The 24,232-nt window shown below is 70.1% G+C and carries 22 protein-coding genes; 7 read left to right on the forward strand and 15 right to left on the reverse strand.

The genetic code is table 11. The annotated features are described in order from the left end of the window. Positions 1-289 precede the first annotated feature (289 nt). Entirely contained in the window at positions 290-1,105 is an 816-nt protein-coding gene (locus ACESK5_RS12980; protein ID WP_372912002.1) for an aldo/keto reductase, read from the forward strand. An 8-nt stretch (positions 1,106-1,113) separates the two neighbouring features. On the opposite strand, the gene ACESK5_RS12985 is transcribed toward ACESK5_RS12980, so the two are convergent. Next, positions 1,114-2,034 (reverse strand): DMT family transporter, encoded by a 921-nt coding sequence (locus ACESK5_RS12985; protein ID WP_372912003.1) that lies wholly within the window; start codon positions 2,032-2,034, stop codon positions 1,114-1,116. 226 nt (positions 2,035-2,260) lie between these two features. On the opposite strand from ACESK5_RS12985, the gene ACESK5_RS12990 reads away from it, so the two are divergent. Further along, a complete protein-coding gene (locus ACESK5_RS12990) occupies positions 2,261-2,428 on the forward strand; it encodes a hypothetical protein (protein ID WP_372912004.1) in 168 nt (55 codons plus the stop codon). Between the two features lie 190 nt (positions 2,429-2,618). Here ACESK5_RS12990 and ppc read toward each other — a convergent pair whose 3' ends face one another. Then, the gene (gene ppc / locus ACESK5_RS12995) at positions 2,619-5,309 is read right to left on the reverse strand and encodes a phosphoenolpyruvate carboxylase (protein ID WP_372912005.1); all 2,691 of its coding nucleotides are present in this window, start codon (positions 5,307-5,309) and stop codon (positions 2,619-2,621) included. A gap of 273 nt (positions 5,310-5,582) precedes the next feature. Between ppc and ACESK5_RS13000 the strand changes: the two genes are divergently transcribed. After that, positions 5,583-6,431, forward strand: a complete 849-nt coding sequence (locus tag ACESK5_RS13000; protein ID WP_372912006.1) for a ubiquinol-cytochrome c reductase iron-sulfur subunit — start codon at positions 5,583-5,585, stop codon at positions 6,429-6,431. A gap of 3 nt (positions 6,432-6,434) precedes the next feature. On the opposite strand, the gene ACESK5_RS13005 is transcribed toward ACESK5_RS13000, so the two are convergent. From ACESK5_RS13005 to ACESK5_RS13025, 5 genes are all read right to left on the reverse strand, one after another. After that, positions 6,435-6,719, reverse strand: coding sequence for a ubiquitin-like small modifier protein 1 (locus tag ACESK5_RS13005; RefSeq protein ID WP_372912007.1), 285 nt, complete (start codon positions 6,717-6,719; stop codon positions 6,435-6,437). A 54-nt stretch (positions 6,720-6,773) separates the two neighbouring features. Beyond that, positions 6,774-7,451 (reverse strand): hypothetical protein, encoded by a 678-nt coding sequence (locus tag ACESK5_RS13010; protein ID WP_372912008.1) that lies wholly within the window; start codon positions 7,449-7,451, stop codon positions 6,774-6,776. 152 nt (positions 7,452-7,603) lie between these two features. Then, positions 7,604-8,911, reverse strand: a complete 1,308-nt coding sequence (locus ACESK5_RS13015) for a cation:proton antiporter regulatory subunit (RefSeq protein ID WP_372912009.1) — start codon at positions 8,909-8,911, stop codon at positions 7,604-7,606. Next, positions 8,908-10,128, reverse strand: a complete 1,221-nt coding sequence (locus ACESK5_RS13020) for a TrkA C-terminal domain-containing protein (RefSeq protein WP_372912011.1) — start codon at positions 10,126-10,128, stop codon at positions 8,908-8,910. The genes ACESK5_RS13015 and ACESK5_RS13020 overlap by 4 nt, the downstream gene beginning before the upstream one ends. Positions 10,129-10,244: 116 nt before the next feature. Then, positions 10,245-11,456, reverse strand: a complete 1,212-nt coding sequence (locus ACESK5_RS13025; RefSeq protein WP_372912012.1) for a potassium channel family protein — start codon at positions 11,454-11,456, stop codon at positions 10,245-10,247. A gap of 131 nt (positions 11,457-11,587) precedes the next feature. Here ACESK5_RS13025 and ACESK5_RS13030 point away from each other — a divergent pair, with 131 nt between their 5' ends. Beyond that, positions 11,588-12,802 (forward strand): NAD-binding protein, encoded by a 1,215-nt coding sequence (locus tag ACESK5_RS13030; protein ID WP_372912014.1) that lies wholly within the window; start codon positions 11,588-11,590, stop codon positions 12,800-12,802. 73 nt (positions 12,803-12,875) lie between these two features. On the opposite strand, the gene ACESK5_RS13035 is transcribed toward ACESK5_RS13030, so the two are convergent. From ACESK5_RS13035 to ACESK5_RS13045, 3 genes are all read right to left on the reverse strand, one after another. After that, positions 12,876-13,625 (reverse strand): N-acetyltransferase family protein, encoded by a 750-nt coding sequence (locus ACESK5_RS13035; RefSeq protein WP_372912015.1) that lies wholly within the window; start codon positions 13,623-13,625, stop codon positions 12,876-12,878. 143 nt (positions 13,626-13,768) lie between these two features. Continuing rightward, a complete protein-coding gene (locus ACESK5_RS13040; RefSeq protein WP_372912016.1) occupies positions 13,769-15,148 on the reverse strand; it encodes an HPP family protein in 1,380 nt (459 codons plus the stop codon). A 7-nt stretch (positions 15,149-15,155) separates the two neighbouring features. Further along, positions 15,156-15,881, reverse strand: coding sequence for a nucleoside phosphorylase (locus ACESK5_RS13045; protein WP_372912017.1), 726 nt, complete (start codon positions 15,879-15,881; stop codon positions 15,156-15,158). A gap of 89 nt (positions 15,882-15,970) precedes the next feature. On the opposite strand from ACESK5_RS13045, the gene ACESK5_RS13050 reads away from it, so the two are divergent. Continuing rightward, entirely contained in the window at positions 15,971-16,156 is a 186-nt protein-coding gene (locus ACESK5_RS13050) for a hypothetical protein (RefSeq protein WP_372912018.1), read from the forward strand. An 11-nt stretch (positions 16,157-16,167) separates the two neighbouring features. Here the strand turns inward: ACESK5_RS13050 and ACESK5_RS13055 are convergent, their stop codons facing one another. The 3 genes from ACESK5_RS13055 to ACESK5_RS13065 form a co-directional block, all read right to left on the reverse strand. After that, positions 16,168-17,106, reverse strand: coding sequence for a carbohydrate kinase family protein (locus tag ACESK5_RS13055; RefSeq protein WP_372912019.1), 939 nt, complete (start codon positions 17,104-17,106; stop codon positions 16,168-16,170). A 94-nt stretch (positions 17,107-17,200) separates the two neighbouring features. Then, positions 17,201-18,649, reverse strand: a complete 1,449-nt coding sequence (locus tag ACESK5_RS13060; RefSeq protein WP_372912020.1) for an acyl-CoA thioesterase/bile acid-CoA:amino acid N-acyltransferase family protein — start codon at positions 18,647-18,649, stop codon at positions 17,201-17,203. A gap of 118 nt (positions 18,650-18,767) precedes the next feature. Next, positions 18,768-19,574 (reverse strand): DUF63 family protein, encoded by an 807-nt coding sequence (locus ACESK5_RS13065; protein ID WP_372912025.1) that lies wholly within the window; start codon positions 19,572-19,574, stop codon positions 18,768-18,770. 105 nt (positions 19,575-19,679) lie between these two features. On the opposite strand from ACESK5_RS13065, the gene deoC reads away from it, so the two are divergent. Further along, entirely contained in the window at positions 19,680-20,330 is a 651-nt protein-coding gene (gene deoC, locus ACESK5_RS13070; protein WP_372912021.1) for a deoxyribose-phosphate aldolase, read from the forward strand. A gap of 289 nt (positions 20,331-20,619) precedes the next feature. Here the strand turns inward: deoC and ACESK5_RS13075 are convergent, their stop codons facing one another. Beyond that, positions 20,620-21,816: a PQQ-binding-like beta-propeller repeat protein gene (locus ACESK5_RS13075; RefSeq protein WP_372912022.1), complete on the reverse strand. Its 1,197-nt coding sequence runs from the start codon at positions 21,814-21,816 to the stop codon at positions 20,620-20,622. 300 nt (positions 21,817-22,116) lie between these two features. On the opposite strand from ACESK5_RS13075, the gene ACESK5_RS13080 reads away from it, so the two are divergent. Beyond that, positions 22,117-23,367 (forward strand): tRNA (N(6)-L-threonylcarbamoyladenosine(37)-C(2))-methylthiotransferase, encoded by a 1,251-nt coding sequence (locus ACESK5_RS13080; protein ID WP_372912023.1) that lies wholly within the window; start codon positions 22,117-22,119, stop codon positions 23,365-23,367. A gap of 128 nt (positions 23,368-23,495) precedes the next feature. Here ACESK5_RS13080 and ACESK5_RS13085 read toward each other — a convergent pair whose 3' ends face one another. Continuing rightward, positions 23,496-23,999: a DUF2703 domain-containing protein gene (locus tag ACESK5_RS13085; protein WP_372912024.1), complete on the reverse strand. Its 504-nt coding sequence runs from the start codon at positions 23,997-23,999 to the stop codon at positions 23,496-23,498. Positions 24,000-24,232 lie beyond the last annotated feature (233 nt).

Here is a 24,232-nt window from a genome sequence, read left to right on the forward strand (position 1 = left end):
GAGAGCTCCTCGAACCGGAGGACGGGCGTCTCCGGGTCGACCCGGTCGGCGTCGACCCGCTCGGCCGACAGCGAGACCTGCTCGCCCCAGTCGGCCATCGTCACCGGGGCGGCGACGAGCGTCGCCGCGACGACGGCGGCGACGAGGGTGGCGAGCACTCGACGGGCCATGGTCGAGCGTCGACCGCGTCCGGTCAAATGTCTTCGGTCCTCCCCCGGTCCCAGTCCCCCCGTCCGGCCGGAACCCACAGGTTTGACTCCCTCGAAGCCCTCCGGCGACTCACCCACAGATGTCTCTCAGGCTCCCCGACATCGGCCTCGGCACGTACCGGATGACCGACCGCGACGAGTGCGTCCGTGCCGTCGAAACCGCCCTCGACGTCGGCTACCACCACGTCGACACCGCCCAGATGTACGACAACGAGTCGTACGTGGGCGCGGGACTGGCGAACGCGTTCGACTCCATCGACCGCGAGGACGTGGTCGTCGCCACGAAACTCGACACCGACAACACCGGGTACGACGACGCCGTCTCGACCGCCCGCGAGAGCCGTGACCGCCTCGGCCTCGACGTCGTCGACCTGCTGTACGTCCACTGGCCGCTGGAGGCGTACAGTCCCGAGGAGACGCTCCCCGCCCTCGACGACCTGGTGGACGACGGAGTCGCCCGCGAGGTGGGCCTGTCGAACTTCCTCCCCGCCCAGCTCGAGGAGGCGATGGACCGCCTCGACCACGACCTGTTCGCCCACCAGGTCGAGATGCACCCGCTCTGTCAGCAGCGCGAACTGCACGAACTGGCGCGAGAACACGACCACTACCTCGTCGCGTACTGCCCCATCGCTCGCAACAGAGTCGCGGACGTCCCCGTCCTACAGGACGTCGCCGAGGCCCACGACGCCACCCCCGCGCAGGTGTCTTTGGCGTGGCTCGCCGCGAAGGAGAACGTCGTCCCCATCCCGAAGGCGTCCTCCCCCGACCACATCCGGGAGAACCTCGCGGCGACCGACCTGAGCCTCACGGCCGACGAAGTCGCACGCATCGACGGCCTCGCCGGGCGGGAAGAGCGCGTCGTCGACTTCCCGTCCGCGCCGTGGAACACGGCGTAGCCACGCTCTCACTCCGCCGTTCGCACCCGGTTCAGCGCCGCCCGCAGATCCCGGCGGAGCGCCTCGCGTTCGAGGAGGGCGAACCCACAGAGGACGACGAGGAAGCCCACCACTGTCGTCGGGGAGACCGACTCGCCGAGGACGACGGCGCCGGAGACGGCGGCGACGATGGGGACGACGTAGGCGACGAGGTTCGCTCGCACCGGCCCCGCCTCCCGGATGAGCGCGAAGTACGCCGGGAACGCGAGGCCGGTCGAGACGGTTCCGAGCCAGACGACTGCGACGACGGCGCTCGGTGTCCAGGTCACGGCGAGCGGTTCCCCCAGCACGAGGCTCAGCGCGTGCGAACAGACTGCCCCGACGGCCATCGCCCAGGCGGTCAGCGCGAACGACGACAGGGTGGGGTGGAGCCGTCGCAGGAGGACGCTCCCGAAGGCGACAGAGAACGCGGCGACGACGACGAGCGCCTCGCCGACCCCCGTGCCGCGGAGGAGCGCCGGTGAGGGCTGCACGACGACGACCAGTCCGGCGAACCCGACGACCAGGCCGAGCGTGCCGACGAGCGAGAGTCGCTCGCGGAGGACGAGCGCAGCGAACGGTGCCGTCGCCAGCGGCACCACCCCGTAGACGACGGCCGCGGCGGCGCTCGTCGTGAACTGCTGGCCCACGAAGAGCAAGACGCCGTTGATCGTGACGAGGAACACCCCGGCGACGCCCACGCCGAGGAGGTCGTGCCGAGTTCTCGGGAGCGACCCGGCGACGCCCTGCCGAAGGAGGAGCGCCGAGAGGAGCAGCGCCGCGCCGAGGTCGAACCGGAACGCGGCGAACAGGACGGGTGGGAGCGTCGCCACGCCGGCCTTGATGCCGACGAACGCCGTCCCGAACGCGAGTGCGGCGACGACGAACAGGAGGTGGGGACGGTGACGCATCGGGGCTGTCTCGGGAGTCGCTCCAGCGTCGGTTAGCCCTGTCGCTTCGATTTCAGAAGCAGTGAGTTTCCGGCCGCATCGTCGGCACTGCCCGCCGTCGATTCGAACTGGGTGTTCTATCATTCCTCCACGAAAAATCTAATAATTACCAGTTTGGACCTGCGATAAAGACAGTCAGGCTGAATAATCAAAAATTATATGCGTTGTATGATTCAATACGGTAGTTATGGGGACTGCCATGGTGGCTTGCCCGTACTGTGGGCAAGGGATTGAGGCACCGACGACCGAGAACGGACGCATCGGTGGGGTGCGCCGGCGGTTGAAACAGGAGTACCGTCTCGCTCGGCACACCTGTCCGGAGTGCGGACACGACTACGACATCCACAACCGCTGACACGAAGCGGCGTCCCCAGACGCCGCTCCGTCGACCGACTGTTCTTTCGCCGTCCACGCACCCCCGGTAGCTCCCGGCGTCGACTGCCCACGCGAACGGGGCCGAACACGTTCGGTCGCCGGGCCGGTGTCGGCGGTGCGCCGGACGACGGGCGGTCCCGCCCGCCACTCTCCACCGTGTGCGACGCCCCTCAGCCCGTGTTCTTCATCCCGGCGGCGATGCCCTTCACCGTGAGGCGGAGGGTCTGTTCCTCCGACTGGGTGCGGTGCGTCTGTGCCAGGAGGTGCGTCTGGAGGAGGTTCAGCGGGTCGACGTAGGGGTTCCGGCGCGTGAGACTCTCCTCGAGCCAGTCGCGCTGGAGGAGCGAGTCGCGCCCGCAGATGGCGAGCGCGTGGTCGACGGAGCGGTCGTACTCGTCGGCGAGGCGCGGGAAGAACGACTCGCGGAGGTCGGCGTCGGCGAGATTGGCGTACTCGGCGGCGATTTCGAAGTCCGTCCGCGCCAGCGAGAGGGTGGCGCGGTCGAGGGCCGTCCGGAAGAACGGCCACTCGTCGTACATCTCCCGGAGCGTCTCGACGTCGCCCTCCTCGAGGAACGCGTCGATGCCCGACGCCAGGGCGTACCAGCCCGGGAGGATGCAGCGCGACTGCGTCCACGAGAACACCCACGGGATGGCGCGGAGGTCCTCGACGGTGCGCTCGCCGCTTCTGGAGGCGGGACGCGAACCGAGGTTGAGGTCCTCGATGACCGTGATGGGCGTCGCCTGCTCGAAGTAAGAGACGAACCCGTCCGACTCGAGCAGGTCACGGTACTCCTGACGGGCCGCGGCCGCCATCGTGTCCATCGCGTCGACCCACTCCTCGGGTACCTGTTCTTCGGGCTGGCGGATGGCGTTGCGCCGCGCGCGGACCTGCGCGTTCAGCATCTGTTCGAGGTTGCGCTCGGCGATGCGGGGGTTGGCGTACTTCTCGGCGATGGCCTCGCCCTGCTCGGTGAACTTGATCTGGCCGGTGACCGTCTCGTTCGGCAGCGCGAGCATCGCGCGGTTCATCGGGCCGCCGCCGCGGGAGATGGAGCCGCCGCGGCCGTGGAACAGCCGCATCGTCACGCCGAAGTCATCGGTGATGTTGGCGAGGCGGCGCTGATTCTTGTAGAGGTCCCAGTTCGCCGCGAGGAAGCCGTTCTCCTTGTTGGAGTCCGAGTAGCCCAGCATGATCTCTTGGACGTCGTTCCGTGCCGCCAGGGCCTTTTCGTACGCCTCGTTCTCGAACAGCGTGCCCATGATGCGCCGGGCGCCGTTGAGCGCGCTCTCCGTCTCGAGCAGGGGCACGATGTCGACCCCACAGTGGTCGGGCAGGGAGACGACGCCGGCCTGGTCGGCGAGGAACAGCACCTCCAGCACGTGCGAGGGCTCTTCGGTCATCGAGATGCAGTAGGTGTCGATGGCGCCGACGCCGTACTCGCGCTGCCAGTCGCCGAGTTTGCTGAACCGCCGGAGGACGCGCGCTGCGGTGTCCGACACGTCGCCGGGTTCTTCGAGGTCGACGAGCTGCTCCTCCTGGAGGACGGCGTCGGTGAGGACGTCGACCCGTTCGGCCTCGTCCATCGCGGCGTAGTCGATGCCCTCCAGAGCGAGCGCCTCGCTCACGGCCTCGGTGTGGTTCTCCCGGTGGTCCCGGAGGTCTAGGCTGGCGAGGGTGAAGCCGAACGTGTCGACCTGTCGGCGGAGCGGTTCGACGTACGTCGCCGCGACCTGTTCGGCGCCGGTGAGACAGAGGCTCTCGTGGACGACGTCGAGGTCCGCGAGGAACTCCGCGGGGTCGGCGTAACCGTCGGGGCGGACGTCGGAGATGCGCCGCAGTCGCTCGCGCATCAGCTTCAGCTTCTGGCGGTACGGCTCGTCGGGGTAGCGGGCTTCGACTTCCTCGCCGACGACCGGCAGGCGTTCCCGGTCGGCCTCGATGGACTCGCGGAGCGCGTCACCGACGTCGACCCGGCGGCCGTCCTGGCTGAGCACTCCCGAGAGGCGTTTCAGCGCGTCGAGGTACTTTTCGATGACGACTTCGCGCTGGCGTTCGAGCGTGTCGGTCGTCACCTCGGGGGTGACGAACGGGTTGCCGTCGCGGTCCGACCCGGCCCACGACCGGAACTCGAACAGCTTCGGCACGTCCACGTCGGGGTACTCCTCGTGGACGACGTCCTCGAACTCCTGGTACACCTCGCCGACGACGTCGAAGAGGATGTTCTCGAGGTACCACTGGACGTTCCGGGCCTCGTCCTGCGGTTCGGGCCGCCGGTCCCGTACCTGCGAGGTCTGCCAGAGGCTGGTCACTTCGGCGTCGACCTCCTTCCAGAGCTGGTCGGCCTCCTTGTCGGTCATCCGCCGCTCGTCGAGCACCTCGAGGTCCTTCGCGATGGAGCGGAGCTTCGCCTTCACGGTCTTCCGCCGCGCCTCCGTCGGGTGGGCGGTGAACGTCGGTTCGATGAGCACGTCGTCGAGGATTCCCTGGACGGTCTCGGTGTCGGCGTCGGCCTCCGAGAGCGCCTCGACGGTCTCCTCGAGGCCGTCCTCGAGTGTCCGCGCCTGCGACGCCTCGCGGTTCGCCCGCACCCGCTCGCGCTCCTCGGCGAGGTTGATGAGTTCGAAGTAGGTGGTGAACGCACGCGCGACGGCGCTCTCCCCTTCGGGGTCGAGTCGGTCGATGACGTCGTGGAGCGGCCGACGCGACTCCGCCTCCCCCGCGCGGTAGGCGATGGCCGACGTCCTGAGGTCCTCGACGGTCTCGAACGCCGCGGTCGACGACTGGTCCTCGAGGACGTCGCCGAGGAGCGCACCAAGCTCCCTGACGTCCTGCCTGACGTCTCTGGTGTGAAGGTCCATACCAGCCCGGTACGGAGTCCCCGGTGTAAAAGCCACGAGTTTCGCTCGAAAAATTGCCTCGCTCCCGAGTACGTTCTGTACATACCGTCAGGAGCCCTCAATAGCGCCCTGTACTGCTGTATACCAGATAGTGTCGGCTCCCGTCGCGCGCCGCGTGGGTCCCGTCGAGACCGGCGTCGGCTCGGGGCGTCCCGTCCGTGGGACGGCGGCCGGTTCGCGCCAGCGCGTCGTGCACTTCGTCACGCTTTTTACCGGCGGCTCTAAGGTTTCGACATGAGCGAGAGCGACGACAAGTACCCCACAGAGTCCGGCCGGCGCCGGTTCGTCAAAGGCGTCGTCGGCGGTGCCGCACTCGCCGGCGTCGGTGCGGCCGGCTCGGCGACCGTCAACTCCGCGACGACCTCTCCCGGCGCGGGTGGTGGCCCGACGCAGGCGTACGCCATCGAGAACACGGCCGGCCCCGCCCCGCGCGGCATGCCTCTCATCCCCATCGAAATCGACTCGGAGGGCTACCTGAAGGGCGTCTGGCCCGACGTGCAGACCACGACGCAGAACGGCGTCGAGATCGAGATCGCCGCGACCGACAACTTCCGTGGGAGCGGCGTCACCTACTCCTCCGAGTGGTTCCAGTACTGTGGCGTCCAGTCGTACCCGCAGCTCGCGCCGTCCGCCGAAGCTGACAACTTCTTCCGCTCGGACTCCGGCGCCTACTCGTGGCAGCAGGAGACGTACAGCGCCGGCGACAAACTCCACGTCGACGACTTCTCCGACTACAGAGAGTGGGGCAACGGTATCGGCAGCCCGGGCATCGGCAAGCCCGCGACCGGCACGTGGCGCTCGCAGGACTCCGAAGACACGATGCCCATCCAGGTGATCAAGAGTCCCGTCGTCGAGCAGAAGGCGCCGGAAATCGGCGGCTTCTTCGAGGCGGCCACGCAGGACGGGTTCATCGCCTGGCTCAACAAGTGTACCCACTTCTGCTGCGTCCCGGGCTGGAAGCAGTCCGCCGACGCCGCGAAGTTCGGCAACGCCGACCACGTCTACTGTCAGTGCCACCAGTCCCTCTACGACCCGTTCACCGTCGTTCAGACGCTGTTCACCGCGCTGCCGCGCCCCGACTGACCCTCAGCCGCCGCTCACGGGCGGGAACAGCGCCAGTTCGTCCCGCTCGCTCACCTCCGTCTCGAGGCCGTCACCGGCCGTCTCGACGTTCTCCCCGTTTTGCAGGACGTTGACGTGGTCGTACACCGTGCCGTCCTCGTCGAACACGCGCCCGTCGAGCCCCGGGTTCGCCGCGACGAGCGCCGACAGCGCGTCGGCGACGGTCGCGTCCTCGTCGACGTCGACAGTCACGCGCCCGCTCCCGGCGTACTCCTTCAGGTCGGCGAACAGCTTCCACTCGAGTTGCATACTCCACTCTCGGACCTCGGTCGGGCAAGAGCGTTGCGCCCCAGGCGGCCGGACTCACCGGCGCGCGTCGAGTAGCCGCCACGGTCGGAGGTCGACCACCGAGACGAACACGAGGAGGGCGAACGCGGCGGGTGCAGTCCGGAAGCGTGGGTCGCCGGCGAGTGGACCCCCGACGAGAGACGCGAGGGCTAGTGCGACGGCGGCGTATCCAGCCCGCCCCGCTGTCGCTCGCAGCGTCTCGGGCGTCAGCCAGGGGACGAGGGCGACGCCAATCCCGACGAGGCCGACGCCGACGCCGACGGCCGCCGCGAACGACCCCGTGACGACGCCCACGGCTCCCCCCGCGTAGGCTGCGACACCGAGGACGTGGTTGAGGAGGACTCCGCGCCTGAGTATCGACCAGTAGCCGCCGGCGAAGGAGAGCCGGTCGCTGGTGATGGCCGGCCAGGGTCGGCCGGCCGAGAGGTGTCCCTCGCGGAAGGCGCCGACGACGAGCGGCGTCACGACGACCAGCACCAGCGCGGTCGGTTTGACCACCCCGCCCGACCGTGGCGACCGGAACACCAGCCACAGCACCGGCGCCGAGAGCAAGGTGACCTGCGCGAGGCCCTGGTAGCCGCTGACCCAGAGCCAGCGGCCGGCGGTGTGGAGGCGAGAGTCCGTGGCGGCGTCCGAACCTGTGGCGAGCCGTCTGTCGTCGTTGGTCCGGAGCGGGCCTGACCGCGATGACATCGTGTCTCCGGCTTGTCACCGTCGTCGTAAAGCGTTTTTTCGCACTCACCTTGGAGAAATATCCTTCACCCGCGTTCCGCGCTCGGTCGTCCCGCAGCCGACTCCCACTCCCTCCCACCCACCGGTCGAAGGGGTCGGCGCCGACGGCCGCCTCAGTCCGCGGTGGCGTCCGCCATCGCCTCTTCGGCGGAGGGAGGCGCGTCGACGACGACGTTGGCCCGTGCCTCGAGTCGTCGGAGCACCTCGGGGCGGGCGACCACGTAGAGCGTGTCGCCGGCTTCGACGACCCGCGAGCGCGGGGGAATCGCCTCGACCGACCCGGACGCGGGGCGGACTGCGGCGACGGTCACGTCGAGCGAACCGAGCGTCTCGCCGACGACCGACGACGACTCGGGGACGGTGACCGCGGCCATCGTCTCGTCGGCGACGCGGAGGAGCGAGGCGAACTCCCGGTCCGCCCGCGGTTCGGCCGGGAGCGAGACCAGCCGATAGGTCGACGTCGCGTCGACCTGGGCGGCGTCCGCGGCGTCGGCCGCGAGCGTGACCACGTCGCCGCTCGCCGCGCGAAGCTCCGCGGTGAACAGTCGCTTCGGCGGCCGACGCGTCACCGTCTCCCCTTCGGCTCGTTCACCATCACCGTCGGCGGCGACGGTGTCGTCGGTCGACTCGGGCTTCGTCCCGCCCGGTCGCCACACCTGCACCAGGTCGCCCGAACTCGCCGCGTTCGCCGGGTCCGCACGGAGCGAGAGAGCGACCGTCCCGTGTCCGAGCGTCGGTCCGAGCCCCGCCACTCGACTCCCGACCGCGAGGTACTCGACGACCCCCCGTCCGGTGAGTTCGACGTCGACGTAGCCGACGCGGTAGTCGTCCTTCAGCCGGGTGACGAGCCTGTCGCGGAGTTCCTCGACGGTGAGTCGGTTCGGGAACAGGAGCGTCTTCCCGCCCATCTCCGCCTTCAGGTCGTTGGAGACGGCGTCGTAACTCTCCATGTCCTCGATGTCGTCGGCGTCGGGGAGGGTCACCGCCGTCACCCGGCCGACGGTCCGGACGATTCTCGACACTTCCGCGTCGAGTTCCTTCGCCCCGGCGACGGCGAAGACGTCGGTCGCCATCCGATCGCCTACGCGCCGTCCGACCGGCGTCGCGAACGCGGCGAGGCCGATGGCGACGACGTTGAACACGACCGCCTCGAACTCGAAGATGGTCGACGCCTCCCCGACGACGAGCTGGCTGAACAGGCCGACGGTGTTGAGGTAGAGGGCGACGACCGACAGGCCGAGGACGGTCGAGACGCCGAGGGGAACCGGTTCGCGGGTGTACCACCGGAAGACGAGTGCCGAGAGCGCCGAGACGAGCCCCGCGGCGAAGACGAACGCCAGTATCTGCCCCACGTCCTCGACGAGCGTCGGGCTGTCGAGCGAGACGCCCTGGAGGACGACGAGGTCGACGACGGCGGTCACGCGACCACCTCCGCGAACGCGGAGAGCGCGTCCGACCGGCCGACGACGAAGAGGTCGTCACCGGCGGCGACCGACTGCGACCCCCGCGGTGTCACGTGCCACGCCCCCTCGTGGTGGAGCGCGAGGACTACGACCTGGTACGTGTCTCGAACGGTCGCCTCGCCGAGCGTGACGCCGTCGAGGGCGCCGCCCTCCCGGACGGTGAGTTTCCGGAAACGCCGCCCTCCCCGGCGAAGCAGCGAGACGAGTTCGAACTCCCGGCGGGTGCCCTGCGACTCGACGACGAGGCGCTCGACTGTCGAGACCCCGAGGAGGACACTCGCGTCCGACCGGCTGACGGCGAGTGTGACGCGGCCGTCGCCTCCCGTCGTCGTCGGGGGTGCCGCGGGTCCCGGCTCCGCGTCCGCCGCCTCGACGCCGCCGTCGGTCGCCACTGGCTCGGCCCGCCCCGACACCCCGTCCGTCCGCGCGCTGAGGACGGTGCCCGAGACGGTCCGGTCGCCGGTGTCGACCCTGACCTCGTCGCCGGCGGCCAGTCCGGTCGGCAGCAGGGCGCCGACCGACACGGCCCGTTTGCCCGCCGGGATGCGTTTCGAGAGCCCGCCGCTCGGCGGCGCGGCGCTCACGGTGGCGTGGGCGTTCTCGTCGAGTCGGACGGTCACGTCGGCGAGGTCGAACTCGGAGCGGAGGCGGTCGGCGAACCGCGCTTCGAGTTCGACGAGCGGGACGTCGGCCGGGAACGTCCACTCCCCCTCGCGAATCGTCGCGCGGAGTTCCGCCGGGAGGGCAGGGTACCCCTCCATGTCGCCCACCTCGCCGGAGACGGTGACGCGGACCTGCCCGTGTCCTCCGACGAGTTCGACGACGTCCGCGTTGAGCGTCCGCTCGGTGAGCTTCCGGAGGTTCAGTCGTCTCGGGACCGCCGCCCCGAGTTTGTCGCCCTGGCTGTGGGCGTACAGCGACAGCATCAGGACGACGATGACCGCGACGACGAACCGTTCGCCCGAGCCGAGAATCGCGGGGTCAGACAGGGCCATGAGCCCGCCGTTGGCACCGGCGATGGCCAGCGCGAGGACCATGACACCGAAGCCGGGGATGGTGACACCCGTGACGTACTTGAAGACGAACCCGAGTATCCCCGACACCAGCGCGGGGATGATTCCCGTGAGGATGCCCAGGTAGAGACCGAAGAGTACCTCGATCGGCAGCGAAGCCATAGTCGCACGACTCGTGCCGTCGGGATACCAGTTCCGCCCCGTCCCGCGGCCCCCGTGGGGTCGCCCGCGGCGCCCGACGGTCCGGCGACGACACCCGACCACGGCGGGGGAACGGCTCACGCGACCGCCCCCTCGAACGACGCGAGCGACTCGCGCGTCCCGACGACGACGAGGCCGTCACCGGCGACGACGGCCTGTCCACCCCGCGGTGCGACTCGCCACGTCCCCTCGTGACGGACGGCGAGGACGGCGACATCGTAGCTGTCGCGGACGGCCGCCCCGCCGAGCGTGACGCCGTCGAGCGCCCCCGCCTCCCGTACCGTCAGGGCACGGAACCGGCGGCCGCTACGGCGGAGCAGCGAGACGAGTTCGAACTCCCGACGGACGCCGCGGGACTCGACGACGAGTCGGTCCACCGTCGAGGTCTCGAGGAGCGCAGTCGCGTCCGACCGGCCGACCGCGAGCGTGACCCGGCCGTCTCCGCCCGGTGCCGTCGCGGCCGACGGCGGAGGCGCTGTCGTCGCGTCGACCCCGCCGTCTGTCGCCGTCCCTGTCGCGGCCGACTTCGAACTGCCCGCGACGCTGAGGACGGTGCCCGAGACGGTCCGGTCGCCGGCGTCGACCCTGACCTCGTCGCCGGCGGCCAGTCCGGTCGGTAGCAGCGCATCGAGCGACACGGCGCGCATACCCGCGGGGACGCGTTTCGAGAGCGCGCCGCTCGGCGGCGCGGCGCTCACGGTGGCCCGCGCGTTCTCGTCGAGTCGGACGGTCACGTCGGCGAGGTCGAACTCGGCGCGGAGACGGTCGGCGAATCGCGCCTCGATTTCGACGAGGGGGACGTCCGCCGAGAACGTCCACTCCCCCTCGCGGATGTTCCGCCGGAGGTCGGCGGGGAGAGCGGGGTATCCTTCCATGTCGCCCACCTCACCGGAGACGGTGACGCAGACCTCCCCCCGGCCACCGACGAGTTGGACGACGTCCGCGTTGAGCGTCCGCTCCGTGAGCTTCCGGAGGTTCAGCCGCTTCGGGACCGCCGCCCCGAGTTTGTCGCCCTGGCTGTGGGCGTACAGCGACAGCATCATGACGACGACGACGGCGACGACGAACCGCTCGCCGGAGCCGAGGATGGCCGGGTCGTTCAGCGCCATCAACCCCCCGTTCGCCCCCGCGATGGCGAGCGAGAGGACGACGACGCCGAGCCCGGGGATGGTCACGTTCGTGACGTACTTGAAAACGAATCCGAGGACGCCCGACACTAGCGCGGGGATGATTCCCGTGAGGATGCCCAGGTAGAGGCCGAAGAGTACCTCGACCGGGAGCGAAGCCATACCCTCGCTCACTCGGGGGGTCGGTATACAACTTGCGTCCGTGGCCGTCCCGACGAGTCTCCCGGACGGCGCGGCCGCTCTCTTCGGCAGCGACCGAGCGGTTTATTACCGACTCTCCACCCTGCACGGGTATGGTGAGTCGCGAGTGGATCGGTGGACGGGCGTCGGTGGTGCTGACCTTCGCCGTCGCCATCGCGTCGGTCGTCACCGGCATCGCCAACATCGGCGTGCCGCCCCGTCCAATCGGACCGGTGGCCGCCGTCGTCCCCGAGTTCGTCCCGACCATCGCCGGCTTCACCGGCGCCCTCACGGGCTTTCTCCTCCTCGCCAGCGCGTTCGGCCTCCGGCGAGGCCTCCGCGCGGCGTGGTACGCGACGATGGTACTGTTCCCCATCACGGCCCTGCAGGGGGCGCTCCAGTCGAACGAGCGCGCCGTCCCCCTCGTCGCGCTGTCGGCCGTCGCCTTCCTCGTCCTCGGGGTCAACCGCAGACGGTTCCACCGTGACCTCGACCTCACCACCACGGAACTGGCCGCACTCGCCGCCATCGTCGGCGCGCAGACGTACGGGACCGTCGGCGCCTACGCGCTTCGCGACCAGTTCACCGGCTTGAACAACCTGGTCGACGCGTTCTACTTCGCCCTCGTCACCGGGTCGACGGTCGGCTACGGCGACATCACCCCCTCGACCCCCATCGCGCGCCTGTTCGGGATGTCCGTCCTGCTCGTGACCGTCTCCTCGTTCGCGGTGGCGCTCGGTGTCCTCCTCACGCCAGCCATCGAAGCACGCCTCTCGAAGGCCCTTGGACGCATGACTGAAACACAGCTCGACCTCCTCGAAAACCACGTCCTCGTGCTCGGATACGGGGACCTCACCGAACCGATTCTCGAAGAACTCTCCTCGAAGGCGCCGTACGTCGTCGTCACTCAGGACGCAGAACGCGCCCGCATCCTCACGGACCGCGACATCGACGTCTTCACCGCGGACCCCTCGGACGCGGACTCGCTCGAACGCGCCCGCGTCGACACCGCTCGTGCCGTCGTCGTCGCCACCAACAACGACGCCGAGGACGCCCTCGCCATCCTCACGGCGCGGCAGTTGAACCCGAAGGTCCGCATCGTCGCGGCGGCCTCCAACCGAGAGAACGTCGACAAACTCAAACGCGCCGGCGCGGACACCGTCATCAGTCCGACGACCCTCGGCGGGCACCTGATGGCCGAGTCTGCGCTCGGCGGCGACTCCGAGAAGGTCGAACAGCAGGTGCTGGAGGAGGAGCCTTCGAAGGAGGACCCGGTCGAGTCCGACGGCGACGGCACCATCGACCAGCCCACCTCACGAGACGACTGACGGCGCCGCGAACGTCCCGTGGGAGTGTCGGACGGCCCGGTGTCCGGCGGTTCGGGTCCGACGGCCGACCGCCTCAGCCCAGGACGGAGTCTTCGAGCATGACGGCCATCTGCTGTTCGGCGACGTACTCGTCGCCGATCTTGAAGTGAGCCTTCCGGATCGCTTCGGTCTCCCAGTGGTGCCGTTCGAGGAACCGGACCGCGTCCTGGTTCGTCGCCGGCAGGCTCTGATACACCTTCTCGTAGCCGTTCGACGCCGCCCACTCGAGGCCGTGTTCCATGAGACGGCTCCCGATGCCGTGGCCGCGGTACTCCGCCTCGACGCCCATCGTCAACTCCGCGGTGTGGCGCAGTTTCGCGAAGTTTGGCGACCGGAGGTGGACCCAGCCCACCACCCTGTCGTCGACGGTGGCGACGAAGAACATCCGGAACTCGCGCTTGTCGTTCCGCAGGACGACCTCCTCGTCGTCGAGCAGTTCGACGACCGACTCGGCGGCCAGGTAGGTCTCCTCCTCGGTCACCTCGCGCATCACCGCCACGAGGCCGTCGAGGTCACTCTGGGTCGCCGGGCGGATGGTCACTTCGACGCCGTCCGTCTCGTACGTCTCCTCGGTGCCGTACTCGATGGCGAGTTGCAAGACGCCGTTCCAGTCCTCGAGGTACCCCTCCTGGATGAGCATCGTCACCTCCTGGTCGACGAGTTCCGGGTCCATCGAGAGCGCCGTCTCCACTTCGCTGCGCTCGACGGGGGCGTGACGCTCGACGTACTCGTACACCCGCTCACTTTCGGCGGAATCGAACGACGGCGGACGCTGAGCCTGCATGGTAGCGCACCCTATGCCACCGACCCACATAACGTTGTGTCACTCCGACACGTCCCGACCGGCCGGAAGCACGCCCACGTCCAGCGGCACGACGGGGGTACGGAGACCGGTCACAGGGCCTCCTGACCGCGGGGGGCCGCCGGTCAGGGGTCGCCCCGGTCGACGACGGCCACGTCGGTCTCGACCTCCGCGATGCGCTCGAACGTCGGTGGCGAGACGAACCGGGAGGCCGCGGAGCGGTCGCCGCTCGACCCGACGACGACGAGGTCGTACGACCGGGCGTTCGCCGTCAGATACGCCGTCACGTCGGACCGGGCGACGCGCGTCTCGACGGGCCGGTCGACGGTCTCGACGAGGTTCGCGAGTCGCGTCTCGGCGGGGCGACGCTCCACCTCGGACCCGATGCAGGTACAGACGCTGAGCGCACCCTCCTCGCCCGCGATACGCTCGGCGAAGTCGATCATGGCGTGGGCGGTGTCGCCGGGGCGGGCGACCAGCACGAGCACGCGTCGCCAGTCGCAGTCGTCGTCCACCGCACGGAACGCGATGGCATCGGACGGGCCGCGGAACACGCCCCTGACGAAGTCGGTGAGCGCGCCGTCGTCCGCCTCGTACGGCGTCACGACGAGGTCGCACCCGGTGTCGCTGACCGCCCGGAGCGTCGCCGTCACGGGTGCGCCCTCCTTCACGACTACCTCGCAGGGGACGCCGGCGGCCCGGACGCTCTCGGCGACCGACTCGAGGTGGTCGGTGACCACCGTCGCCTCCGTGCGCTCGTCGTCCCCGTCGTCGACGAGTCCGAGCAGGACCACCCGTCCCGCCTCGTGGGCCGCCGCCAGGCGCGACCCGAACACCGCCGTCGTCTCCGAGGACCAGTCGGGGCCGCGCATCGGGACCAGCACCCGGTCGTCCGCCGCGACAGTGCTGTAGAGGTAGCGCGCACGCTTCTCGTAGAACTGCTCGCGCCAGACGTAGAACACTGCGGCGACGAGCGCGCCGAACACGGCGACCGAGAGCACGTACGACTGCGGCGTCGCGCGGTCGGTCACGAGGACGAGCAGCGCCGTCGAGAACGCCGCCGGTTCCTCGACGCCGAGCGCCCACGTCGCCCCGCCGGTGAGGAGAATCGAGAGCGCGGCGGCCGCGGGGAGGACCCCGAACGTGCCCGCCGGCGGCCCGGAGACGAGAAGGGAGAGTTCGAGCGCCGCCCACCCGGCGAGCGCCCCGACGGTGAGTCCGACGACGAACTTCACCGGCGACGCGTACCGGCCCTCGGGGTCGGCGAAGAGCGTGTACGTGCCCGACGCCAGCGGCGGGAAGAGGAGGAACGACAGTTCGGTGAGGGCGTTCGAGATAATCGTCACGCCGCCGATGAGGAGCGGGACGAACAGGAGAATCGAGAGGTGGATGAGGTTGTTCGTGTTCTCGACCCAGCGGCGGAACTCGGTGAGTTCCCGGCGTTCGATGCGGCGGACGCGTCGCCCGACGGCGACGACGCGGGCGAGGAGCGTCTCGCGGTCCACGCTGGGCTCAGAGGGTGGCGACGGCGTCGAGGGTCAGCGCGATGGCCCGCTCGACGTTGTCCTTTGCCTTCTCGGGGAGTTCCTCGTCGGAGTCGGCCCCCTTCTGGGTCCCCTCGACGAGGTTACCGTCAACCGTACAGATCGCGCCCGCACGGAGCCCCTTCCGCCGCGCGAGGGTGAACAGCGTGGCGGCCTCCATCTCGACGCTCAGGACGCCCGCGGCCTCGCAGTCGCCGACGAAGTCGCCCTCTTCGGCGTAGTAGGCGTCGTCGGAGGCGATGGGCCCGACGTGGACGTCCTCCCCGCGCGACTCGGCGCTGTCGACCAGCGCACGGAGCACCTCGAAGTCGGGGACCGCGGGGAACTTCACGGACTCGTACCGCTTCGACGTCCCCTCGAACTTCGCCGCGCCGCTCGCGACGACCATGTCGCCGATCTCGATGCCGCGCTGGAGCGCGCCAGTGGTGCCGACGCGGACGAACGTCTCGCACCCCACCCGCGAGAGTTCTTCGACGGCGATGGCCGCGGAGGGACAGCCGATTCCCGTCGAACAGATGGTCACCGGACGCCCGTCGTACGTGGCGTTGACGACGGTGTACTCCCGGTTGCTCGCGACGTGGTCGACGTCGTCGCAGTGCTCCGCGATGCGCTCGACGCGCCCGGGGTCGCCCGGGACGAGTGCCAGGTCGGCGACGTCGCCCTCCTCGACGAGGAGGTGCGGTTGTTTTCCCATACCCGGCGTCGGACGGCGGAGATGAAAAAACGCGTGGTCAGCGCCGGAACGGCCGGACGACTCTTGTCCCCTGCACGCCGGGGAGTGGTATGGAAGCCGACACAGACGAACTCGGACTCTCTGTCGACCGCCTGTTCGGCGGGTCTCTCGTCGCTGGCGTCGTCGTCGCACTGGCTGCGTACATCGCCGGCCTCGACCTCACGTTCGCCGTCGGGACGGGGCTGTTCGTCGCGGTGCTCGCCGTCGCGGGCGGCCTCGCCGTCCTCGGACGGTGACGGCGCGCGCCTCAGTCGTCGGTCTCGTCGTGCGCGTGGAGACTGCGCGCCCGGACCGCCTCGACGGCCTCCCACGACAGCGCCGCGCGTGCGCCGCGCGTCTCGGCCGCGAGCGCGCCGCAGGCGTTGGCGACGGCCAGTGCGTCCTCGGCGTCGCTCCCGTCGAGCCTCGCGGCGAGGTAGCCTGCGGCGAACGCGTCGCCCGCGCCCGTCGTGTCGACGACGTCGGCGGCGAACCCCGGGTGCGTGTACCGACGGCCGTCGGTGTCGACTTCGGCCCCGTCCTGCCCGTGCTTGATGACCACCGCCTGCGCCTCGCGTCCGACGTCGGCAATCGCTCGGCCGTCGTGAGGCGAGTCCGCCCCCGTATCGTCACCGAGCGCGACTGCGGCCTCCCGGTCGTTGAGGAAGAGGACGTCGACCAGGTCGAGCACGGCTCCGAAGTCCCGTTCGCCGACGAGGCGGCCGGGGTCGACGCTCACGGTCAGCCCCAGGTCGCCCGCGAGGGTGGCGAGTCGTCGGGCCGTCTCCGGCGACTGCCCCGTGAGGTGGAGGTGGTCCGCACCGTCGATGCTCTCGACGGACAGCGCGTCGGTGTCGAACGCCTCGTTCGCGCCCGCACAGCCGAACACCATCACCTCGCCAGCGTCGTCGACGGCGATGTACTTCACCGCCGTCGGCCGGTCGGGTACCACCTGCACGCCGGTCGTGTCGACGCCTGCGGCGGCGAGTTCGTGACGCGCCTCCGTGCCGTAGGTGTCGCCGCCGACGCTCCCGAGGAGGGCGGTGTCGAGTCGGAGTCCGGCGAGACCGCAGGCGACGTTCGCGGCGCTCCCCCCGCCCGCCGCCTGCGTCTCGCGGACCTGCGCCTCGCCGTCGGGGGCGGGCAGGGTGTCCACGTGGAGCGTCACGTCCCAGTTGACGTGACCCGCACAGATGACGCGCGGCATCACTGTGTCTCTCCTACTCGTCGCCGTCTGCCGTGAAAACTCCTGTGTCAGTTCGGTGTCCTTCCACCCGTCGGTCGCCGAGCAGTTCGCACTCTCAGCCCGACGGTGCTTCGACGTCGAGCGCGTTCCAGAACCACGACGCCGTCCGGGGCCACGCGTCCGCCTCGGCGGCCGCAATCGCTTCCGGGTCTCCACCGAGGTAGAGGCCGCCACCGACCATCTCGTACGTCGTCGGTCGGTACCGAATGGTGATGACGTGGCCGGCCTCGGGGTAGGTGAGCGTCTCGTGGCTGCTGTCGACGTCCGCCCGTTCCAGTCGGTCGGCGACTGTCTCGGCCATCTGGACGCTCGGCCAGACACCGTCGCGTCCGCCCGCGACGAGGAGCACGTCACCGCCGATGTCCTCGACGGGGATACGAGCGTCCGCCAGCGCCGCGTCGCTGGCCCGTTCGATGGCGTGACGGAGCGTACCGACCGTCTTGGACCGGCCCCGTACCTGTTCGGGTGGCTGTGGCGTCTCCGGTCGTGGCACCGTCGGGTGTGGCTCGCCGTCGACCGTCCACGACGACTCCGAGATGCCCTGGGTCGGCGACTGCCAGACGTACGCGGAGGGAGCGATGGCGACCACGGGACCGATCCCGTCGAACTGCGACGCCGCCAGCAGGGCGTACTCCGCACCCTTCGAGTGGCCGATCAGTCCCGTCTCGTCCGCCCGGACGGCCGTTCGCGACTGGAGCCAGTCGACGGCCGTCCGGACGTACTCGACGGGCACCCGCGCCAGTTCGTCCGGTAGTGGGTCCTCCTCACCGAACCACTTGACCGCGAGCGTCGCCACGTCGTAGGAGGCGAGCATCCGCCCGTAGTTCCGCAGTGGGCGGTTCCCCGCCCCGTGGAGGGCGATCACGCTCGCGTGGGGTCCCTCGCCCGGTGGCTCGTAGTAGTGGCCGACGAGGCCCCGTTCGCGGACCGTCCGACGTGTCACGTCCGGGTCGACGAACTGGCGGACGACGTCGGTGGTGGCTCGTTCGTCCCCGTCGACGCGCGCGGAGAGAGTCACGCTGTGCTCGGGCGGGTCGGGGACGAAGAACGACGGTTCCGTCAGCGAGTCCATCTGCATCGACCAGACGAACCCCATCGGTCGCGTCCCCTCGTAGGTGCCGTCGGTCGGCGCCCGGTCGGTGAGCGACACGGCGCCGGACTCGTCGGTACGGACCGTCGCCGACGACTGCCACGTCCGGCCGAGGCCGTCCCTGGTCGTCGCCACGAGCGTCACATCCGTCTCCGGTCGGAACCCGACGAGCCGTGGGGCGAGTCGCGCGTCGCGGAGGCGGCCGGACTCGACGCGAATCTCGGGGGACTGGGCGGCCGTCGCTGTCTCCGACGCCGTCGTCGTCGTGGTCGTCGGCGACTCGGCCGAATCGTCGCCGGCGTCGGTCGGCGTCGACCGGTCCGACCGGGCATTACACCCCGCGACGGCGGTCACGCTCGTCGCGCCGAGCAGTCTGAGGGCGGTGCGTCTGTCTATCCGTGGGGGACCAGACATCGACTCGACGTGTCCGCGGTCACGTGTAAACTGTGGGAGAAGAATCCTTCACCCGACACCGGTGCGCCGCCGAGACGGTCTCGGTCCAGTCACTCCGTAGCACGGGACCGCGTCGCCTTCACGCGATGGCGAACAGCAGGAGGTTGTGCGCCCCCGGCCCCAGCCCCACTGCGGCGACGACACCCAGCAGCAGCGACCCCTCGCGGGGGTCTTCCTCCATCAGGTCGGCGAAGAGGACGACGACACCGCCGACAAGCACGAGTTTGACCAGGACGAACAGCCACCCGCTCCCGAGCACCGCCGCCGTGGGGAGGTCGGCCGCGAACTCGATGATGTACCGCGAGAGTGGGGTTCGCTCGCCGAAGCCGAGAACGTCGACGCCGACTGCGGTGGAGACACCGTCGATTGCGTGGCTGAGGAGAGCGACCACGCCGACCACCCCGGTGTGTTCGACGCGCGGGACGAGGTGGGTGAGGATGAGCCACGCGGCCGCGCCGACGACGAGGCTCGCCGCGAGAGCGACGCCCGACCACAGCGGCGCGAAGGTCCCACGGGAGAGACCGACTGCGACGCCCGCCCCGTACGTCGGCACGAACGCGACCAGACCCGACAGGGCGAGGGTGCGCGGCACGTTCCGAGCAGCCGCGTCGGCGACGAGCCACACTCCGCCCGCGAGGACGGCCATCGTCGCGTAGACGGACGGGGTGCCGCCGAGCGGCCGGACGAGCGGCGGGAGCGCGTCGACGACGTACAGCGCGTGGACACCGGCCCCGGCGAGAATCCACGGCACGAGTGCGACGACGTGGGACTGGTCGACGGCGAGGCCGCGACGCGACACGCCGAGGGCGACCACGCCGAGGCCGACGACGAGCGCGACGAGGTACGGCACCGGCGGGAGGGCGAAGCCCTCCGGGAGGACCGACAGGAGCGTCATCGTCATGCGGAGTCGACTGTGAGCTCGGAGTAAACCACTTGCGTTCTCGTCCGCCCGACCCCGGCGTTTTTATGACCGGTTCACCTCTCTCGGGCCATGGACCGCAGCGAGTTCGCCGCCCGGATCGACCACACCGTCCTCGGCCCGGAGACCCGTCCCGCGGACGTCGAGCGGGTCGTCGACGAGGCCGAGGCACACGGCATGAACGCCTGTATCCCGCCGTGTTACGTCGCGGAGGCGCGCGAGCGGGCACCCGACCTCACCCTCGCCACCGTCGTCGGCTTCCCCCACGGCCAGCACGCGACCATCGCCAAGCGCGAGGAGGCGGCGACGGCCTGGCGCGACGGCGCAGACGAACTCGACGTCGTCGTCAACGTCGGCCGCCTCCACGCCGGCGACGACGGCGACGTGCGCGACGAACTCACCGAGATCGTCGCTGCCGTCCCCATCCCGGTGAAGGTCATCGTCGAGACGGCGCTCTTGAGTCGGGAGGAGAAACACCGCGCCTGCAAACTCGCCCGCGACGCCGACGCCGCGTTCGTCAAGACCTCCACGGGGTTCGCCGACGGCGGCGCCACGGTCGATGACGTCGAACTCATGGCCGAGTACCTCCCGGTCAAGGCCAGCGGTGGAATCGGCAGCTACGAGGAGGCGATGGCGATGTTCGACGCGGGCGCCGACCGTATCGGCGCCTCTTCGGGTGTGGCCATCGTCGAGGGGTTCCCCGACGCCGAGGACGGGCGCTAAGACGGCACCAGGAGTTCGTCCTCGCCCTCGCGGGCGACAGTCGGGAACACCCGGTCCCCGACGACGGCCAGTCCGCGCGGTGACCCGTCGGGTGTGAACTGCCACCGAACCGGGGCGGGCCGGAGACTCCCCCCGGTCCGCCGCCGGGCGCGAAGGCGCTGATACCTTCTCCGTCGACGGCCAGCACGGCGTCGCCGACGGCGACCGACGGTCCGAACGAGCGGTCCCAGTCGTGGTGTCGCCACCGGCGCTGGCCCGCTCGTCCGTCTCCCCGTTCACCGTCTCTTCCTCACGACGGTTCGAGCATCAGCACCGCCGTCGTCTGGTTCCCCTCCTCGTCGCCGAGTCGCGCCGTGACGTACACGCGGTTGTCGGCGACGCTCGTCGGCCCGGCGTACCCACCGGTCGGATACGAGAAGCGGAGCGCCTCCCGTCGGATGGCCCCGTTCGAGAGGCCACCGTCCGGATTCAGTCCGTACAGCCGGTCACCGGTCGTGAGGACGGTGTCGCCCGCGACGACGGGTGTGTGGTCGCCCGTCGTGCCGACGTCGAACGCCCACCGCCGCTCCCCGGTGTCGGCGTCGAGTGCGTGGAGCTTCCGGCCGCCGTCGGCGTAGACGGTGCCGTCGGCGACGGCGATGCCACCCTTGGCGAAGCCGCCGACTTCGGTCGACCACGCGAGGTTCGCTCGCGTCGTGTCGACGGCGTGGACGAAGCCGTCGAACGTGCCGACGAACACCTGTCTCCCCACCGACGTCGGTGGCGTCTGGCACTTCGCCGGGAGGTCGACCCGCCAGTAGCCGTCGCCGTACTCGTCGAGCGCGTACAGTTCGCCGCCCTCGGTGACCGCGTAGACGACGCCCCGTCGGACTGCTAGAGGCTGGCGGACCTGCCCGAACAGGTCGCGCGTCCACTCTCCCTCGCCGGTCTCGGCGTCGAGGCGACTCACGTGCCCCTCGCCGCCGACGTACAGCGCCTCGCCGTCCTCGTCCAGCCGAGGCGACACGTACGACCCGACGTCGACGTCGGCCGTCCACCGTTTCTGACCGCTCTCGGCGTCGACGGCGTGGACGCGCCGGTGACCGTTCGCGAGGTAGACCGTCCCGTCTCTCACTGTGGGTGCGGCCCAGAAGTTCCCCTGTCCGTCCTCGGGTTCGATGGCCCACCCCTGCTCGCCGCTGTCGACGTCGACCGTCCGGAGCGTGTCGCCGACGAGGAAGAGCGTCCCGTCGGCGACGACCGGTTGTGCGCTCCCGAACCGGTCGTCGACCCGGTTGACCTCCGACAGCCCGCGTATCGCGGGCGCGCCGAGAGCGTAGTTCGTGTTCGCCGCGTCGTGGCCAGCGGTCGGCCAGTCGGTCCGGTCGCCAGCGGCGCCGGCCGCGGCGTCGTGGCCGGCGTCGGACCCGAGACAGCCGGCGACGACTCCGACGGAGGCAGCCCCACAGGCCGTGAGGAAGCGACGTCTCGTCCGCGTGGAGGGCATCGTCTCCGACTGGCCGCGGGAACGACAAGTGTCTTCCCCCCGGCGAGGCCCGGCGACGAGACTCGGTGGTCCCGGAGTTCATATCCGATACCGCGGTCACACCTCCCGTGACCTGACACCGACCGCGACGCGGCCCGGAGCGCACAGGCGCTCGCTCGCCGTCAGCACACCGCGTCGTGTCCCGGTCCGGTCCTCCCGTGCTGACCGTTCGCCCCCGCCCCCGCTCGCGTCCGTCGCGGCCGCTCGAACGCACAGACCGTCGTGCTTTTGCCCGCCCGCCGGCAAGCGCAGACGACGCGAATGGCTCGGTACCACATCGAAACGTACGGCTGTACGTCGAACCGGGGAGAGAGCCGGCAGATCGAGTCGGCACTCCGCGACGCGGGGCACTACCGCGTCGACTCCCCCGACGAGGCCGACGTCGCCATCATGAACACCTGTACCGTGGTGGAGAAGACGGAACGGAACATGCTCCGCCGGGCCAAAGAGCTAGAGACGGAGACCGCCGACCTCATCGTCACCGGCTGTATGGCGCTCGCGCAGGGTGACGTCTTCCGCGAAGAGGACGTCGACGCCCGGATCCTCCACTGGGACGAGGTGCCCTCGGCCGTCACGAACGGCGAGTGTCCCACGCCCGGCCCCGGCGTCGAACCCGTCCTCGACGGCGTCGTCGGCATCCTCCCCATCGCCCGCGGCTGTATGAGCGACTGCTCGTACTGCATCACGAAGCACGCCACCGGCAAGATCGACTCCCCGTCCGTCGAGGAGAACGTCGAGAAGGCCCGCGCGCTCGTCCACGCCGGGGCCAAGGAGCTCCGTATCACGGGCCAGGACACCGGCGTCTACGGCTGGGACCAGGGGGAGCGGACGCTCCACGAACTCCTCGACCGTATCTGCGACATCGACGGCGACTTCCGGGTCCGAGTCGGCATGGCGAACCCGAAGGGCGTCCACGGCATCCGCGCTGACCTCGCCGATGTGTTCGCCGAGAACGAGAAGCTCTACAACTTCCTCCACGCCCCGGTGCAGTCGGGGTCGAACGACGTCCTCGGCCACATGCGCCGCCAGCACCAGGTGTCGGAGTACGTCGAGGTGGTCGAAACGTTCGACGCCCACCTGGACTACTGGACGCTCTCGACGGACTTCATCGTCGGCTACCCCACCGAGGAGGACGCCGACCACCGGCAGTCGATGGCGCTCCTCCGCGAGACGCGCCCCGAGAAGATCAACGTCACGCGCTTCTCGAAGCGCCCCGGGACCGACGCGGCGAAGCTGAAGGGTCTCGGCGGTACCCTCAAGAAGGAACGCTCGAAGGAGATGTCCGAGCTGAAGATGGACGTCGTCGGCGAGGCGTACGAGGCGATGGTCGGGACGACCCACGAGGTGCTCGTCGTCGAGGAGGGGACGGGCGATTCGGTGAAGTGTCGCGACGAGGCCTACCGGCAGATCATCGTCCAGAACGCCTCCGACTACGGGCTGGAACCCGGCGACTTCTGCGACGTCGAGGTGACGGGCCACCAGACGGTGTACGCGTTCGCGAAGCCGGTCTGACCGCCGTGGCTGTCGGACGCGCCGACCGTTCCGCCGCGTCGACCCCGCCGACCGACGGACACCGGACCTGACGTTGCGGGCCCGAGAACTGCACAGCGACCTCCGGGTGACGTTCGCCACGCGGCGCTTCAGCAGCAGCCGCCGTCTCCACCCTCGTCTCCGTCGTGACTGCCTCTTCCGAAGTACGACGCCACCGGCTGTGGCCCGTCTCTCCGGTCGGCCGCTCGGTTTCGTTTTCGGCTCGCTGGTTCGACCCCGTACGCCGCGCGAAGCACCGCGTCCGCGAGGAGGCCGACCGGTGCACGCTCGCGTCGCCGTCCGTCGTCACGCCAGACTCGACAGGGGACGGTTCCCTCGCCCGCACAGCCGCAGTCGGCCGTCTCGAAGTCGGGTTGGACGTCCCGGCCGTCGACCCTGACGGTCGGCGACACCGCGAACCCGACTGCGTCGGCCGTCGCGGCGGAGTCGACGTGCACGCGGTCGAGGACGACGCTCGCCCCAGCGAGTGCGAGCGCCGGACGGACCGCCGCCAGCGCGCTCTCGACGGCGGCTTCGGTCCCGCGGCACCGCTCACAGGTCTCGCGGTCGAGGTACAGGAACTCCACTGTAACGTCGTCTGGTTGTGTCGGCATCGGTTCCAATCGGGACGCGATGGACGTCACCCCACGGGTCTGTCCCCCTCGACGGGACGAGGTCGCATCGGCGCAACCGGGCCTGTTCGGTTAAGTGTCGTGCCCGCGAACCCGACGACGTGACGCTCGACACCGACCGTCAGGCCGCGTGGCACGACCTCGCCGACGTTCTCGGCGCGAAGTACGCCCCGCACGTGCTGTTCGCCCTCGACGCCGGCGACAGACGGTTCTCC

The sequence above is a fragment of the Salinigranum sp. genome (assembly GCF_041641895.1).
GTDB lineage: Archaea > Halobacteriota > Halobacteria > Halobacteriales > Haloferacaceae > Salinigranum.

What these genes read in the sequence shown, in the direction of transcription:
- ACESK5_RS13030 (WP_372912014.1), top strand. Translation starts at nt 11,588, where the DNA reads ATGGTGAGTCGCGAGTGGATCGGTGGACGGGCGTCGGTGGTGCTGACC.
- deoC (WP_372912021.1), top strand. Translation starts at nt 19,680, where the DNA reads ATGGACCGCAGCGAGTTCGCCGCCCGGATCGACCACACCGTCCTCGGC.
- ACESK5_RS13010 (WP_372912008.1), bottom strand. Translation starts at nt 7,451, where the DNA reads ATGTCATCGCGGTCAGGCCCGCTCCGGACCAACGACGACAGACGGCTC.
- ACESK5_RS13035 (WP_372912015.1), bottom strand. Translation starts at nt 13,625, where the DNA reads ATGCAGGCTCAGCGTCCGCCGTCGTTCGATTCCGCCGAAAGTGAGCGG.
- ACESK5_RS13080 (WP_372912023.1), top strand. Translation starts at nt 22,117, where the DNA reads ATGGCTCGGTACCACATCGAAACGTACGGCTGTACGTCGAACCGGGGA.
- ACESK5_RS13045 (WP_372912017.1), bottom strand. Translation starts at nt 15,881, where the DNA reads ATGGGAAAACAACCGCACCTCCTCGTCGAGGAGGGCGACGTCGCCGAC.
- ACESK5_RS13060 (WP_372912020.1), bottom strand. Translation starts at nt 18,649, where the DNA reads ATGTCTGGTCCCCCACGGATAGACAGACGCACCGCCCTCAGACTGCTC.
- ACESK5_RS13005 (WP_372912007.1), bottom strand. Translation starts at nt 6,719, where the DNA reads ATGCAACTCGAGTGGAAGCTGTTCGCCGACCTGAAGGAGTACGCCGGG.
- ACESK5_RS13085 (WP_372912024.1), bottom strand. Translation starts at nt 23,999, where the DNA reads ATGCCGACACAACCAGACGACGTTACAGTGGAGTTCCTGTACCTCGAC.
- ACESK5_RS12980 (WP_372912002.1), top strand. Translation starts at nt 290, where the DNA reads ATGTCTCTCAGGCTCCCCGACATCGGCCTCGGCACGTACCGGATGACC.
- ACESK5_RS13055 (WP_372912019.1), bottom strand. Translation starts at nt 17,106, where the DNA reads ATGCCGCGCGTCATCTGTGCGGGTCACGTCAACTGGGACGTGACGCTC.
- ppc (WP_372912005.1), bottom strand. Translation starts at nt 5,309, where the DNA reads ATGGACCTTCACACCAGAGACGTCAGGCAGGACGTCAGGGAGCTTGGT.
- ACESK5_RS13020 (WP_372912011.1), bottom strand. Translation starts at nt 10,128, where the DNA reads ATGGCTTCGCTGCCGATCGAGGTACTCTTCGGTCTCTACCTGGGCATC.
- ACESK5_RS13000 (WP_372912006.1), top strand. Translation starts at nt 5,583, where the DNA reads ATGAGCGAGAGCGACGACAAGTACCCCACAGAGTCCGGCCGGCGCCGG.
- ACESK5_RS13050 (WP_372912018.1), top strand. Translation starts at nt 15,971, where the DNA reads ATGGAAGCCGACACAGACGAACTCGGACTCTCTGTCGACCGCCTGTTC.
- ACESK5_RS12990 (WP_372912004.1), top strand. Translation starts at nt 2,261, where the DNA reads ATGGGGACTGCCATGGTGGCTTGCCCGTACTGTGGGCAAGGGATTGAG.
- ACESK5_RS12985 (WP_372912003.1), bottom strand. Translation starts at nt 2,034, where the DNA reads ATGCGTCACCGTCCCCACCTCCTGTTCGTCGTCGCCGCACTCGCGTTC.
- ACESK5_RS13025 (WP_372912012.1), bottom strand. Translation starts at nt 11,456, where the DNA reads ATGGCTTCGCTCCCGGTCGAGGTACTCTTCGGCCTCTACCTGGGCATC.
- ACESK5_RS13075 (WP_372912022.1), bottom strand. Translation starts at nt 21,816, where the DNA reads ATGCCCTCCACGCGGACGAGACGTCGCTTCCTCACGGCCTGTGGGGCT.